This window comes from Mucilaginibacter sp. A3364 (assembly GCF_059690715.1).
This window is the reverse complement of record NZ_JCAWED010000002.1, coordinates 787,817-800,852: the sequence shown is the minus strand read 5'-3', so window position 1 is coordinate 800,852 and position 13,036 is coordinate 787,817. Positions and strand designations below refer to the sequence as shown.

Below are 13,036 nucleotides of genomic sequence, written 5' to 3'. Positions count from 1 at the left end.
TTTGTTGTTTTGATGAACTACGTAAAATTAGCTATTTAGGTTGCTTTTAGCTAAATACTCATCTTCTTTTTCTGTCATTTTTTTCTTCTCGACAGGGCTTTTGTCCTTATAACCAAGCAAATGCAAAGTGCCGTGTATAATAACGCGGTGTAATTCGTGTGCAATTGTTACATTAAACTTGGTGGCATTCTCTATAATACGGGGGATGGATATAAAAATATCGCCCACAATAATGCCTTCATCTTCACTATTATCAAAGGTGATAATATCCGTATAGGTATCATGATCCAGGTACTCCTGGTTGATCTTCAACAGGTAATCGTCCGAACAAAAAACAAACGTAAGCTCGCGCAATTTAAAGCCTTCGGCTACAATGGTATCTTTTATCCATTGGCGCACGGCGGTTTTGTTTTTAAGTTTATAGGTTACGTCTTCCTCAAAAAACTGTATAGCAGGCATTTAGTATTTAAATAGCAGTTCAACCTCGTTACCTTTGGCGTTAAATACGCATTGGTCTGCCAGTTGTTTAACAATAAATACGCCACGACCGGTTAAGTTTTCAAGGTTTTCGGGTGCGGTTGGGTCGGCAAGGTGTACATAGTCAAAGCCATCGCCTTCATCAGTAACTGTCCACACGGCGCGTTTATGGTCAACTTCGGCGTTAACAATTACTTTTTTATCAGGGTTTGATTTATTGCCGTGAATAATAGCGTTAGTAACCACTTCATTCAGGCAGGTCATCATGTTGGCAAAGGTATCATCGGCCACATGGTGTTTATCTGCAATTTCCTCGATCAACGTTTCCAGCTGCGTTATGCTTTCGGGCGTAGATGCAAGCTGTAGTGTATATAGATCGGTAGTTTGAATAGGGGCATGTTCCATCGTATTACTTTCCATTAAGTTGATCGAAATATGATCTAATCTTTTTCTTATAATATAAATTGAGCGCCGGAGTAACCGTGCGTATCTGCTCGGTCTGCTTGTCCTTAGCCTGCTGATAATCCTGCAGCGCTTTTATATATCCCGGTGGCATATCTTTGCCCGCGTGGCCCTCACGTTTCTGATCCTGCTCTCGTTCCTGTTCAGCCTTTTCGGCTTCTAACAGGCGGCTTTGAATTTGCTGCTGACGCTTTAAAGCATCATCCGTTATTCTCCTGTTTACGAGATCATTCTCAGTTTGTTCCATTTGTTGCGATATTTTATCGGCATTTTTTACACCGGTACCGCCATTTTTACTGTCCTCTCGGCTCAGCTGCTCCATTTGCTGGCGTATCATTTGCTGCTCGCGGGCCATCCGGGCAAACTGTTCGCTTTGCTGGCTGCGCTGCTGAGGTGTTTGGCCTTTATTACCCTGTTGCTGCATTTGCTGCCGCATTTGTTCCATGTTTTGATTAAGCTGCTGCTGCATTTTTGATAACTGCTGCATAGACGGCTTAGGTTTACCCTTGCCTTTTTTCTGACTCATCTTGTCCTGCATGTTATTCAATGCTTCGCTAAGCATCAGGGCAAGGTTATTCATGGAGGTCATTGCGTATTGTTGGCTTCGGTTGGCCTCAAAGGTACGGCGTTCGCCCAAACTTTCAAGGGCCTGATCAATTCTTGTATTAATTGATGCCAGTTCGCGCGTAACTGTAGCCTCAATTTGCGGGATGCGTTTGCTTAGCGCATACAGGCTATCTTCCGCCGTTTTCAGGTTATCCTTTATGGTTTTCTGAGTTTGTGCCAGGGTAACATAATTAGGGTCTACAGTGCTGGTGCCTTTCAGCGTTTCCATTACCTTTTCCTGTGTGAACGAGCTATTTACCAAACTTTTTAACAATTCGCGCAGCTGTTTAATATTTACTTCATTTTCCTGTTCTTCGCCTTCTTGCTGCTCCTCTTGCATTTTTTGTGCCAACTGCTTCATTTGCTTCGCAGATTGCTGCTGCGACTGTGATGCTTTTTGCTTTTGATTTTTTTTCAATTGCTCCGAGCTGTTCTTCATTTCTTCCTGAATACTATCCTCTTCGCGCTCGGGGTTTTTAAAATCCTGCTTGTTGTCTTTCTCCGCATCCTTGGCCAATTGCTCCAGTGATTTGGCAATATCCTCAAACTCCTTATTCAACTTTTGCTGCTCCTGCTCCAGTTTTTGCTGTTGCTGATCTTTGCCCTGCTCGCCCGCTTTTTGCTGATCTTGCTTGTTTTGATCACCGGCTTTCTGATCTTTATTTTGTTCGCCCGCTTTCTGATCTTTATTCTGCTCTCCGGCCTTTTGATCCTTGTTTTGCTCTCCAGCTTTTTGATCTTTATTCTGTTCCCCGGCTTTCTGATCCTTGTTTTGCTCGCCCGCCTTTTGATCTTTATTCTGCTCGCTTGCTTTTTGTTGATCCTGTTTATTCTGCTCGGCAGGTTTTTGCTGATCGCTTAGCTTCGTTTCCTGGGCCAGTTTTTCCTGTTTCTCGGCCAGTTGATTAAGCTTGTTGATGTTTTGATTCACCTTTTGCTCAAACTCCATTTTTTTGTAAAGCTCCAGCAGGCGGTCAAACTCGCGCTTGGTGTTGCGGTTTTCCTGCTGCATTTTGCTTAGCTGCTCGCGGGTGCCGTCTTTTTGGCGCTCTTCCATCAGCTCTTTCAGTTTCTCTAAAAGCTGCTGTGTTTTAGGGTCTACAACATTATCCAGCAGTTTCTCTATCTGCTTTTGTTCCTCGGCCAGGTCGTCGCTTTGTTTTTGGTTTTCGCGACGATTGAACATGTTCTTTTTATTCTCGTCCTGTATCTCTTTCACCAGGTTATCCAGGTCCTTGCGTTTTTGCAGCAGGTCTTCCAGTTGTTTCTTTTCATCAAAGGATAGCGAGTTTTTATTCAGCAAAAGCTGATTTAAGCGCTGCGCATCTTTCTCTATCTCGCCGGCTAACTTACTGGCCGATTGTATTTTTTGTTTAACGGCTTCGGTGCCTGCGTTTAATTGCTCGTCCAGTTGGGCGGCATCCGGCATATTCAATGTCCGCTCGGGCGATTGCACGCGTTTCGGGCCGCTTACGCCGTCGTTATCGGCCACTTCAAAATAGTAAGTAACCTCGTCGCCTGGCTTAACACCAAGATCCTTCAAACTCCAAAAGAAAAAGAAGCCGGTTGCGCTGGCACCCAGATCGGCTTTAACCGGTTTTACAAAAGCCTTCTCGCGGTCCTTATTTCCCCCGGGGCTAATTTTGTAATGAAAAGTTAAACCCGAAAACCCGTGGTCATCCTGTATCTGCCCGTTAAAATAAAAGGCCTTCATGCTTACCGAATCTGGTTTTTCCTCTACGCTAATGGCCGGCATTTCATCGGCAATAACATTTATGCGGTAAGCTACCGAATCGGTATGTTTTACCATGTTATTAACGGGGTTGAGTTTATAAACAGCGTTGCTAAGTACGCGCTCGGTATGCTCAAAGACGTTATCGCTAACCGGGGCCAGAGCCTGCGTGCGGTTGTTCATATAAAATGATAGCGCGCTTGAATTTTGGGTATGAAATTGCCAGGTAACTTTAGTACCTGCCGGGATGATAATATCGCCGGCATTGGCCAAGGTTTCGTTTTGTTTGCGCAGATAAGCCGGGTAATCCAACTTTACATCAAAGTGCATGATAGACGGGCGAAGATTTACCTTCACCTCATACTCTTCCGAAGAAAAGCCATTACCCACCAGCCTGAACTTTACGTTTTGCTGCAGGTTGCTAAACAGGTAATGGAACGAGCTGGTATTTTCTTTATCCAACTTAAAGCTGTTATTGGCCGTTTCTATATAAACATCAGCCGGGAACTTATCGCCCTGTAGTTTCAAATTCAATTGCAGGTCATCGCCCTGAACAACCGAAAGCGATTGGTTAAGCACCAAGAACTTAAACGGCGCAACCGGCGCGAAGTATTTGTTATGGTTGATAAGCCTTTTGGTACTCTCGGTTAAAATAGATGGCGCCGCGAAGGCGATGATAATAATAACTGCAGCCGGGGCCAGCACCCATTTTAAATAACGGCGGTTATCGCGAATATTGATAGCCGATGGGAAACGTACCGGCTTAAGGTTATCAATTTTTTGATCGATGCTGGCTTCTATCAGCTGGCGATGGCGATCGTCGGTTTCGGCCAGTTTTTTAAGCTGCAGGGTGTTAAGCAGCTTATCATTCACATCGTTAAAATGCTTGCCGATAATGAGCGCGGCATCGTCATGACTTAACGTTTTACCCAGTTTAAGGTAGGCCATCAACGGCGGCACTACCAGCCAGGCTATTAAAGCCAGGTTAAGCAGGATGAAAGCATAGAAAAGGATGCTGCGAAAAACGGTATCGAAATTACCAAAGTATTCCGTCAGCGTAATAACCACATAGGCCGAAAATATACCCGCGCCCAAAAATATCAGGCCGCGCAGCAGCTTGTTCAAGTAATACTTCCTGATGAAAGTATTGATCTTGGTAATGAGCAGGTTATAATTTTCGTTTGTAGCCATGTATCCAAACACTAAAATACCAACATTAAATGCTTAAACGAAAATTATGCGATAAATTATGTGGCAAATTGCATAATGTAATGGTTAATTTACACACAAAACAAAGCTGTAAGTATAAAACGGAGATGAACTATTGATTAATTAAATAAAAATTAATGCGCTGCACATCAGGCAGTAACAGGTATTTGCTTGTGTTTTTATTGGTTTTGCGGCAACAACATATATATTTGCAGCCCTTTCGGGATGTAGCGTAGCCCGGTATCGCGCCACATTTGGGATGTGGAGGCCGCAGGTTCGAATCCTGCCATCCCGACAACAAGCGATACCAAGTAGTATCAAAACCCTCTAAATTGTATGATTTAGAGGGTTTTTTTATGGATTTTGCAAAATTATAGTTCAAAGTAATCCATATTAATACAAACTTCTACATGCCCTATATCGCACCCTCTTTTTAATTTGTAAAATTGTTCAATGCGTTTTTACTCGCAACCCTTAGTTGCTTGTAACTGATTTCGTGTTTTAATCCGTTTATCGCAAAATGTATTTGCGTCGACGGGGATAATATCAAATAAGTAAAACCGCGTATGAAAACAACAAATTCATTCAGTATCCTTTTTTTCCTAAAAAAGGATAAAGCAAGCAAAGGGATCGCCCCCTTGTATGTGCGAATCACCATTAACAAGAAGTTCGTCGACATTTCTTTGAAACGCCGCCTCAAGTTAATATCCTGGGATCACAAGTTTCAAAAAGTAATTGGAGCCGATAAGGAATTAAAAGAGATACAGGACAAGATCCGGCAAACACGCACAGAAATTAACTCAGCCTACGACAACCTGAGATACAATAAAGAAGTTCTGACTGCTGAAAGCATCAAGACCTTTCTGGAAAGCGGTGGCGAGGAAGAGCAAACTACATTGCTTTTTCTAATGAACTATCATAATACGGAGGTTAAAAAGCTTCTTGAGCCAGGCACGATGAAAAACTACTATAGCACTGAGAGATATGTTAAAGAGTTTTTGGTTAAAAGAAAAAAGCGTACGGACATCTATTTATCCCAATTAGATTACAAGTTCATAATTGACTTCGAAATTTACTTGCGTCAACGTGAACCGGATAAAGGGCAACGGCCTTGTACTAATAACACCGTAATGAAACACATCGAGCGGTTACGCAAGATGATCAACATCGCACTTAAAAACGATTGGATCGTTAAAGACCCCTTCCTTCGTTTCGAGCGGCACATGATCCACAAGGACAGGCAGTGCTTGGAATTGGAGGAGTTGGAAACTATCAAAGCCTTAAACTTTGATATTCATGGACAAGAGATAGTAAGGGACACTTTTGTATTTAGCTGCTATACAGGTTTGGCTTTTGCGGATGTATGCAACTTAAGTAGTGAACACTTAGTAACCGATATAGAAGGCGAAAAGTGGATCGAAATGGTTAGGCAGAAAACGGCTAATTTTTCGGGTAAGAAATTTTATGTTCTATTGTTGCCGGAGGCTGTCGAGCTAATTAAAAAATATAGAGGCCATCCAATGGCATCTTGTACCGGTACGGTCTTTCCTATCTATTCAAACCAGGCTACCAATCGCTACCTAAAAGTTATCAGCAAGATGGCGAACCTGAATTTCGCTTTAACCTATCACATCGCAAGGCACACGTTTGCGACTACCGTGACTTTAGAGAATGGCGTACCCATGGAAAGTGTATCTAAAATGCTTGGACATTCGAGCATACGGACAACGCAGATCTATTCTAAAGTCAAGAAAAAGAAGGTTAGCACCGATATGAAAATCTTAAGAGAACGCCTGAAGCAGGCATAACCGATAGTAAAGAGCAAGTTTGTGTTTTTGCTATACAAAAACTCGTTTCGCCTTAACGGCTAAACGGCAAACTTGCCTTCCGCGCCCGTTGGTTGCAGCAGGAGAAATCGAAAGGAATTTAAAGGAGGCAGTGATGGAAGAAGAGAAAATTAAAACAGAAAAAGTGATCCGAAGCAAAGGCGGCAGACCACAAAAGAAAATAAAACGGTGCCATATTTATATGATAAGGTTAACGGATTTGGAGCAATTTACTATTGCTACGAAAGCCAAAAACGCCGGAACTTCAATCAGCGATTTTTTCAGGAAGTCGGCACAAAAGGCGAAAGTCGTATCCCGGTTGACAACCGAAGAAGCGGGCGATATGCGGGTGCTGGCAGGTATGGCAAATAACCTTAACCAGCTCACACATCTGGCTCATTTAAACGGCTTGCTTACCGTCCAAAGAAATTGCAGGTTGTTAATGACTGAAATAAATGAGTTGCTTAAAAAAATGATTGGAGATGATAGGGAAAGTGATTACAGGTAGAAGCTTTGCCGGGTGCATAGCCTACAATTTGCAGCGGGAGGAAGCGAGCATATTAGATGCAAGCGGTGTGCGTACAACGAGCGTTAAGGATATTACGAGCGACTTTAATTTTCAGCGTAAGCTAAACCCAAACTTGGGACAAGCTGTTGGCCATATTGTTTTAAGTTGGAGTGTCAAAGATAAAGTGAAGCTTAACGATGCGATCATGGTTGAGCGGGCAAAGGAGTATATGCACAAAATGAAAATTAGAGATACTCAATATTTAATAGTGCAGCATACAGACAGGCAGCATCCGCATTTACACTTGGTTTACAATCGCGTGGGTAATGATGGGCAGACCATCTCTGACCGTTACCAGAAAGTAGTTAATGCGAAAGTTTGCAAAGAGATTACCTTGAAATATGGCTACCATTTAGCGGAGGGTAAAGCACAAGTGAACAGGCAACGCCTTAAAGGTTCAGATCAAATCAAATATGAAATGTTTGATGCCATCAAAGCAGTAGCTAAAGTTGCGCAAAACTGGCAGCAATTGGAAGCAGCACTTCTTAAGCTAGGAATACAAACTCATTATAAGTATTTAAGCGGAACTGACACTGTGCAAGGAATCAGCTTTAGTAAGGGCATTACTAAATTTAAAGGTTCTGAAATAGACCGAAGCCTGAGTTATTGCAAGTTAAATCAACTTATCGAATTGAATAAAAAACAGGCGCAGCGGCAGGAAACCGCGTCAATAAATGACAATACAATCCTACTTAGTAATTCATTTAACGATACTCACGGAGAATCTCTATTAAAGAAATTGTTAGAACCCGACCACGACCAGAACGCTCCAACACCATTTGAGTTATTAAGAACCAAACGTAAACTTAAGAAAGGAAGAAGGATATGAATGATACACTTGAAAAGCTTGAGGCAATAGAGGAAGTATTGCAACAAGTGATTGTGACTATAAACGGTTATGAAAAGAAAGAAGTTAAAATTCCTGAAATAAGTATACCTGACTATAAAAAGGAGTTATGTGATATCAGCGTTCAACTTCATGAACTCAAGCAAAACTGTGGCAATGTACAGCTTGACAAGCTATCACAACAGATCCAGCAATTAGATTTAACAAAACAGCCTGTAAAGCAATATCGTTTCCTGCTATTTCCGGAAACTAACCAGGGCCAATATTATAAAATTGTCTTTGGTCATCTTATTCCCTGGGGGATACTGTTAATGGGATTAGTCTTCTTATTTGCTTTAGCACAAAGAGGACTGGACGTTTGGAGGATAAAAGAATACAATCAACAGGCTGACCAATATGTCAAAGCTTGGAATTATATGAATAAGCATACAGATAGTAAGTTAGTAAGGAAGCGAATGGATGAAGCTTGGGAAAAAGCCAACCAATAATCCTTAGCAGAAAAACAAAGAATAAATACTTCATTTTAAAAGTTCTCTTTTTGTGAACTTTTATTTAAATTTGCATAAGATGAAAATTCATCTGATTAAAAAACAAACGCTGGAAGAGTTTGCAAAGCTTCAACCACGTAGTAAATCTTCTCTGGAAGATTGGACTGAAAAATTAAAGCTTGCTGACTGGCAACAGCCCGGGGATATGAAATTTACTTATAACACTGCTGATCTGTTAGGGAAAAGCAGTAACAGGGTTGTATTTGATATTGGCGGCAATAATTACCGGATGATCTGCAAATACGTGTTCGGAACAAAGCAGGCACATCTTTTTGTTTGCTGGCTAGGAACTCATGCGGAATATGATAAAGTTTGCAAACAGGGTGAACAGTATACAATTAATCTCTATTGAACATGGAAACAACAGTTTTAAAATATACCGTCATAAAAGACAAAAGCCAATACGAAGAGTATTGTAACCAATTGGAAGGTTTGCTCTCTGGTGATATTAACAGCGCGATACAGGATGAAGTTGATTTGTTAACGCTGTTGATCGAGAAATTCGATGAAGAAAATAACACGTTTAAAGAAAGCGACCCTATTACTTTACTACGTTCCTTTATGCAGGATCATCATTTGAAACCACAGCATTTAGTTGCTATACTGGGCATTAGTAAGGGTTATGTATCTGATATATTAAACTATAAAAAGGGACTGTCTAAAGAAGTTATTAGAAAACTGGCTGATTATTTCAAAGTTAGACAAGACGCTTTTAACAGGCACTATAAGTTGACACCTGCTGCTGATACTTACGCTAATCCAGGCTTGATAAATACTTCTAAGCAAATTCACGCAGCTAAACATTAATTTTATAGATTTTATAGTGTTTTAGCCAATAATATGAAGGACTGATGCAACCCGCTGCGGCAAGTTTCTACATTACACCACGCGCTATCGCGCCGGGTTCCATTTTGTCACCAGCCTCGCTGAACAGCGCAGGAATGCGCTCGTACCTCGACATACCCGCGAAGACTTGATTAATAAATTTCATCATATTCTCACCGCAATACGCAAAGATACCCTGCACAACGAAAGCAGTAAAGGGTATATAAATGAGTGCCCTGTATTTGTTTTTTTAAGGCCGACACTCACCCTTGACAGCTTCCGTTGTTTCTGCTTTTGGTTGCTTAAGCGTTGATAATGGAATGGTATGCAGAATTCACCGGTTCGTCTCCTATGTTATGAACAATTGATCACTATTAAGGGTAAAACGTAAACTTAAACATCAAACTAGGCAACCGAATTGTTGATGTGTTTCATAAGTGACTGCTTGCAACAAAATAATATGATTTTGTTGAACCTAAGTAATTGTTTGTAGTTATACAGGTGCCTTGTTCGTATGATGTTTTTGCAAATAACGCATAATTACTGTGTTGATCTATTACGAATAGGAAATGACATTATGCAATTCACGCTCCCTGCGATCAATTTCATAATAGTAGGTTCTGCTAAAACAACCACCATCAAGTATCGCTGAATGCTCAATTCTACCTTGAAAATCTTTTGGCATAGCGGGAAGCACTAACCATTCATTATCGTATTTACTATAATTCAGCGCTGTTTTGTAGGAAGGTGAGTCTACATATTTCAATGCAGTAGGTGCGTCAATTAGAAAAATACGGTAAAAGCCAAAAGGTACAAATTCAAGTAAGGTAGGTTGATACCAACATTCGTACACGCCCGGAAATGGGTTATTTTTAATTTTTAAAAGACTTGTATCTATAGTCAATAAGGCAAAATCCCATTGTTTGTTATCTTCGAAATATCTATTGCAGCACGCATCTACAACGCTTTGGTCTATCTTCTGTAAATTTAAACCGTAACGGAAAGCTGCCAGCTTGCTGTCAGTAAATGAAAGAAAATGTGAGCCAGGAAACTTTGAGAGAATATGCTCGTTTGTCAAATCTATTAACGGCTTAGCAAATATCTTTTTTCCAATGCCGCCATTTATCAGGTTTGTATGAAACTGGTTAAAGTGACTGGTGGAGCGCAGCAATCTTTTATTTTCGTAGTCGTCATCTCCCCGAAATAACTTAGGTGGTAAAATTTTGTTCATGTTTTTGTTTTAAGGCCAAAGTTTATAGTAGGTTATATTCTTTTAAGTATTCCTCATAACCCAGTTTGTCAGTCTCCCACTTTTGTTTTCACCGGCAACAACACGCCCGTCGGGCAAGAAAACGCATTGACATTCATCAGTTAATAGCCTTAACGTTTTTCCGTTAAAGGTGACTAGTCCCGTAGACGTTATTTTATTTATAAATTCTTCCAATGAGGCATATACCTTATCCTCTAGAATGAACTCCAATAATTTCACATCGCTAATAACATCAATTGAACCCTTTCTTCCAAGCTGGTTTATAATAACAAACTGTTTTTGATCTATAAATACGGGTTGCCACTCAATAGTTTCCAATGGCCTTTCAAAAAATTCTTTTTTCGGCTGAAACGCATGATAGTTCCACCCGCCCTTGCCTGAAATTTCACCATATGTGCAATCTAAAAAAGCGTTTGCTTGTTCAACATCCAGGTCTTCTCCAAAAATTTCCGTTGGTAACTTGAATTTGTAACTTAAACGCGTCCAGATAAGTTCGAGAATATTCTTTGTGAAATTATTAGGTGACGATGCGTAAAAAGGCCAGCTCCCGTCTTTAAAAAGAGGGTAACCAAAAGGCATGCCGTTTAGTTTGAATAGAGAATAATTATTACAAATAATTAAGCTGGGAAAGTTGTGTGGGCCGTAGTATTTGATATAGTTATTAATGTCAGTGGTGATATTACCAGCTAAATATTGATAAAAAGATTCTCGGAATGAATATTCACTTACAAACCCGTTAAATCCCCAAACTACTCTTACTGGTAATAAAGCATCAGCTCTCAATGACCAATAAATTGCCTTTTCCTGATCTGATAACGTTTCATTTGATTCAATTAAAATATCTTTGCCGCAAATTGCTCTGAAGGCATCTCTTATAAGGCGTGTCATGTAAGGCTCAAGTTCCTTTTCGTCATAGCGATCAATCAACATTTTCATGTTTTCGTAGCTATCAGCTATATCAGAAGAATAAAGATTTTTTTTAACTTGAATTACGGCTAAGACTTGCTCCGGATTTACGACAAACCTGTCCGAAAAAGGTAGTTGTTTTGCTGGACCTTCAACAAGTAAAACATCAAATTCTTTTGTGGTTCCCTCAATATGGCAGTTTGTTAAAACTTTCAAATCTAACTCTGAAAATATTGATCTTTCTAATACTTCTTTTGTTAGTCCTTCATACATAGTCCCTATTGTTACAGGGTGCTTTATGTTATTATCCGTAATAGCCTGTTCTACCAGTCGAACGCCTTGAGGAACAAAATTTGAAAGCAGGTCTGCAATAGAATTTATTTCAAAAATCATTTTTATTAACCTATAGTCCTAGATTCCACAAGCAAGCCTTCCCTAGACTTTTATGGTGTGGCATCGAATTGTGAAAATTAGTCTTGAAGTTGAAAGGGGTAAACACAGTGGCAGGATTATCAATCCAAGTTTGAATGTCAGACAATTCAAATTGTACGTCGCCCCATAAATCTGACAGTAGATAAGGCTCAGAAGCTAAATTCCAGTAGCCCAGTTTTGGTCCAATGCTATCAAACCAAAACTTTAAATCAGCTTTGGTGGTTCCAGAAATACGTATAAGATTTTCAATCATCTTAGTATTAACTAGCAAAATCAAACAAGCACGTGAAATAATTCCCATCGGATCAATTTGACTTTCCAATACGGGTACTGAATAATTTATGTTTTTAGCATGATCAAAAACTAAATTATCTGTGGGTATCGTGACTCTTCTCAAAAAATCGATTAAGTTTTGACTTTGTACGTCATTTGGATTCTTGCCCAGTGCAGTAAAAATAGGCTTAATGTCCTTTTCGATATCTAGTTGGTTCATTCCGGTATACGAAAATAAATCGTTATACATTTTTTCCAACGAGTTTCTAAGGATGGTATCAGCAAAAGTTCCCGACGGTGAACACAAATTCCATAGGTCAATAACAAATTTAGCACGCTCCTTTACATCGTCTGCTAGCACATTATGAGTGAGATCAAAAGTTTGAGGGTTATAGCTTACAAAATTCCTTAATTTTTGCTCCGTGTCGATTACATTTAGATCCATACTCCAATTTTGCAGCCAGGTTGATGCTTGATAGCCAGCCATCTCTGAACTAAATCCGGTAGCAGTAAGCCAGTCACTTAAGGATTTATTTTGAGAGGTAAAGGCGTCGAAAATGTGAGTTGCGTTACCAGGAACATTTAACCAAGTGTCAAAGGCACTTTTCGCGAATACGTGAGTTTGCAAATTTAAAGGTAAAGCTGAATGGACATTGCCCGTTGAATCAATTACAATATTTGCTCCATTAAATGTGCCAACACCCTGGCCTGCCATAAATGACATTATGCCTCTTAATTCCGCGTAATATGCGTTGTGTATGGCGTTTCCATATTCTCCTTCCAACAAAGAATTAACCGCTGACGACAAGTACGCCCAACCATTGAAGCAATGTATAAACACCGAGGTAGAAACATATTTAATTACTTCAGCATTATTTAATGTGCCTGCTGTTAAATCAGCTTTAACTTTAGTTACTGTATCTACTATATAGCGGTTTTCACCATTGTTTTGCCAAGCATTCTTTGGGTTATAAGTGCTTCGCAAACTTGCTAAGGCGGTAATAATAGAATTACTTGATGCTAAATTTATATTTGTGATATTCGTAAAGGCCATA

12 protein-coding genes and 1 tRNA gene are annotated in these 13,036 nt (G+C 40.1%); 7 read left to right on the top strand and 6 right to left on the bottom strand.

All coding sequences use genetic code 11. The features are described 5' to 3' along the window. Positions 1–27 precede the first annotated feature (27 nt). From ybeY to AC59JT_RS15810, 3 genes are read right to left on the bottom strand one after another with little or no spacing between them, the layout of a single operon-like run. Positions 28–459 (bottom strand): rRNA maturation RNase YbeY, encoded by a 432-nt coding sequence (gene ybeY / locus AC59JT_RS15820; RefSeq protein WP_497400663.1) that lies wholly within the window; start codon positions 457–459, stop codon positions 28–30. Next, positions 460–897, bottom strand: a complete 438-nt coding sequence (locus tag AC59JT_RS15815) for an ATP-binding protein (protein WP_497400661.1) — start codon at positions 895–897, stop codon at positions 460–462. After that, positions 887–4,468, bottom strand: coding sequence for a hypothetical protein (locus AC59JT_RS15810; RefSeq protein ID WP_497400659.1), 3,582 nt, complete (start codon positions 4,466–4,468; stop codon positions 887–889). The genes AC59JT_RS15815 and AC59JT_RS15810 overlap by 11 nt, the downstream gene beginning before the upstream one ends. A gap of 239 nt (positions 4,469–4,707) precedes the next feature. On the opposite strand from AC59JT_RS15810, the gene AC59JT_RS15805 reads away from it, so the two are divergent. From AC59JT_RS15805 to AC59JT_RS15775, 7 genes are all read left to right on the top strand, one after another. Continuing rightward, positions 4,708–4,781 (top strand) — tRNA-Pro (locus AC59JT_RS15805). 271 nt (positions 4,782–5,052) lie between these two features. Beyond that, positions 5,053–6,294 (top strand): site-specific integrase, encoded by a 1,242-nt coding sequence (locus tag AC59JT_RS15800; RefSeq protein ID WP_497400658.1) that lies wholly within the window; start codon positions 5,053–5,055, stop codon positions 6,292–6,294. Positions 6,295–6,427: 133 nt separating this feature from the next. Beyond that, entirely contained in the window at positions 6,428–6,820 is a 393-nt protein-coding gene (locus AC59JT_RS15795) for a MobC family plasmid mobilization relaxosome protein (protein ID WP_497400656.1), read from the top strand. Next, positions 6,795–7,709: a relaxase/mobilization nuclease domain-containing protein gene (locus AC59JT_RS15790; protein ID WP_497400655.1), complete on the top strand. Its 915-nt coding sequence runs from the start codon at positions 6,795–6,797 to the stop codon at positions 7,707–7,709. Before AC59JT_RS15795 ends, AC59JT_RS15790 begins: the two co-directional genes overlap by 26 nt. Then, the gene (locus tag AC59JT_RS15785; protein ID WP_497400653.1) at positions 7,706–8,215 is read left to right on the top strand and encodes a hypothetical protein; all 510 of its coding nucleotides are present in this window, start codon (positions 7,706–7,708) and stop codon (positions 8,213–8,215) included. Before AC59JT_RS15790 ends, AC59JT_RS15785 begins: the two co-directional genes overlap by 4 nt. A 79-nt stretch (positions 8,216–8,294) precedes the next feature. Then, positions 8,295–8,627, top strand: a complete 333-nt coding sequence (locus tag AC59JT_RS15780; RefSeq protein ID WP_497400651.1) for a type II toxin-antitoxin system HigB family toxin — start codon at positions 8,295–8,297, stop codon at positions 8,625–8,627. Between the two features lie 2 nt (positions 8,628–8,629). Beyond that, on the top strand, positions 8,630–9,082 hold the full coding sequence (locus tag AC59JT_RS15775) for a helix-turn-helix domain-containing protein (protein ID WP_497400649.1): 453 nt from the start codon (positions 8,630–8,632) through the stop codon (positions 9,080–9,082). Positions 9,083–9,656: 574 nt separating this feature from the next. Here AC59JT_RS15775 and AC59JT_RS15770 read toward each other — a convergent pair. From AC59JT_RS15770 to AC59JT_RS15760, 3 genes are read right to left on the bottom strand one after another with little or no spacing between them, the layout of a single operon-like run. Next, positions 9,657–10,331: a hypothetical protein gene (locus tag AC59JT_RS15770; RefSeq protein WP_497400647.1), complete on the bottom strand. Its 675-nt coding sequence runs from the start codon at positions 10,329–10,331 to the stop codon at positions 9,657–9,659. Positions 10,332–10,373: 42 nt separating this feature from the next. Beyond that, the gene (locus tag AC59JT_RS15765) at positions 10,374–11,669 is read right to left on the bottom strand and encodes a DUF6602 domain-containing protein (protein ID WP_497400645.1); all 1,296 of its coding nucleotides are present in this window, start codon (positions 11,667–11,669) and stop codon (positions 10,374–10,376) included. Between the two features lie 10 nt (positions 11,670–11,679). Next, positions 11,680–13,035 (bottom strand): hypothetical protein, encoded by a 1,356-nt coding sequence (locus tag AC59JT_RS15760; protein ID WP_497400643.1) that lies wholly within the window; start codon positions 13,033–13,035, stop codon positions 11,680–11,682. Between the last annotated feature and the right edge of the window lies 1 nt (position 13,036).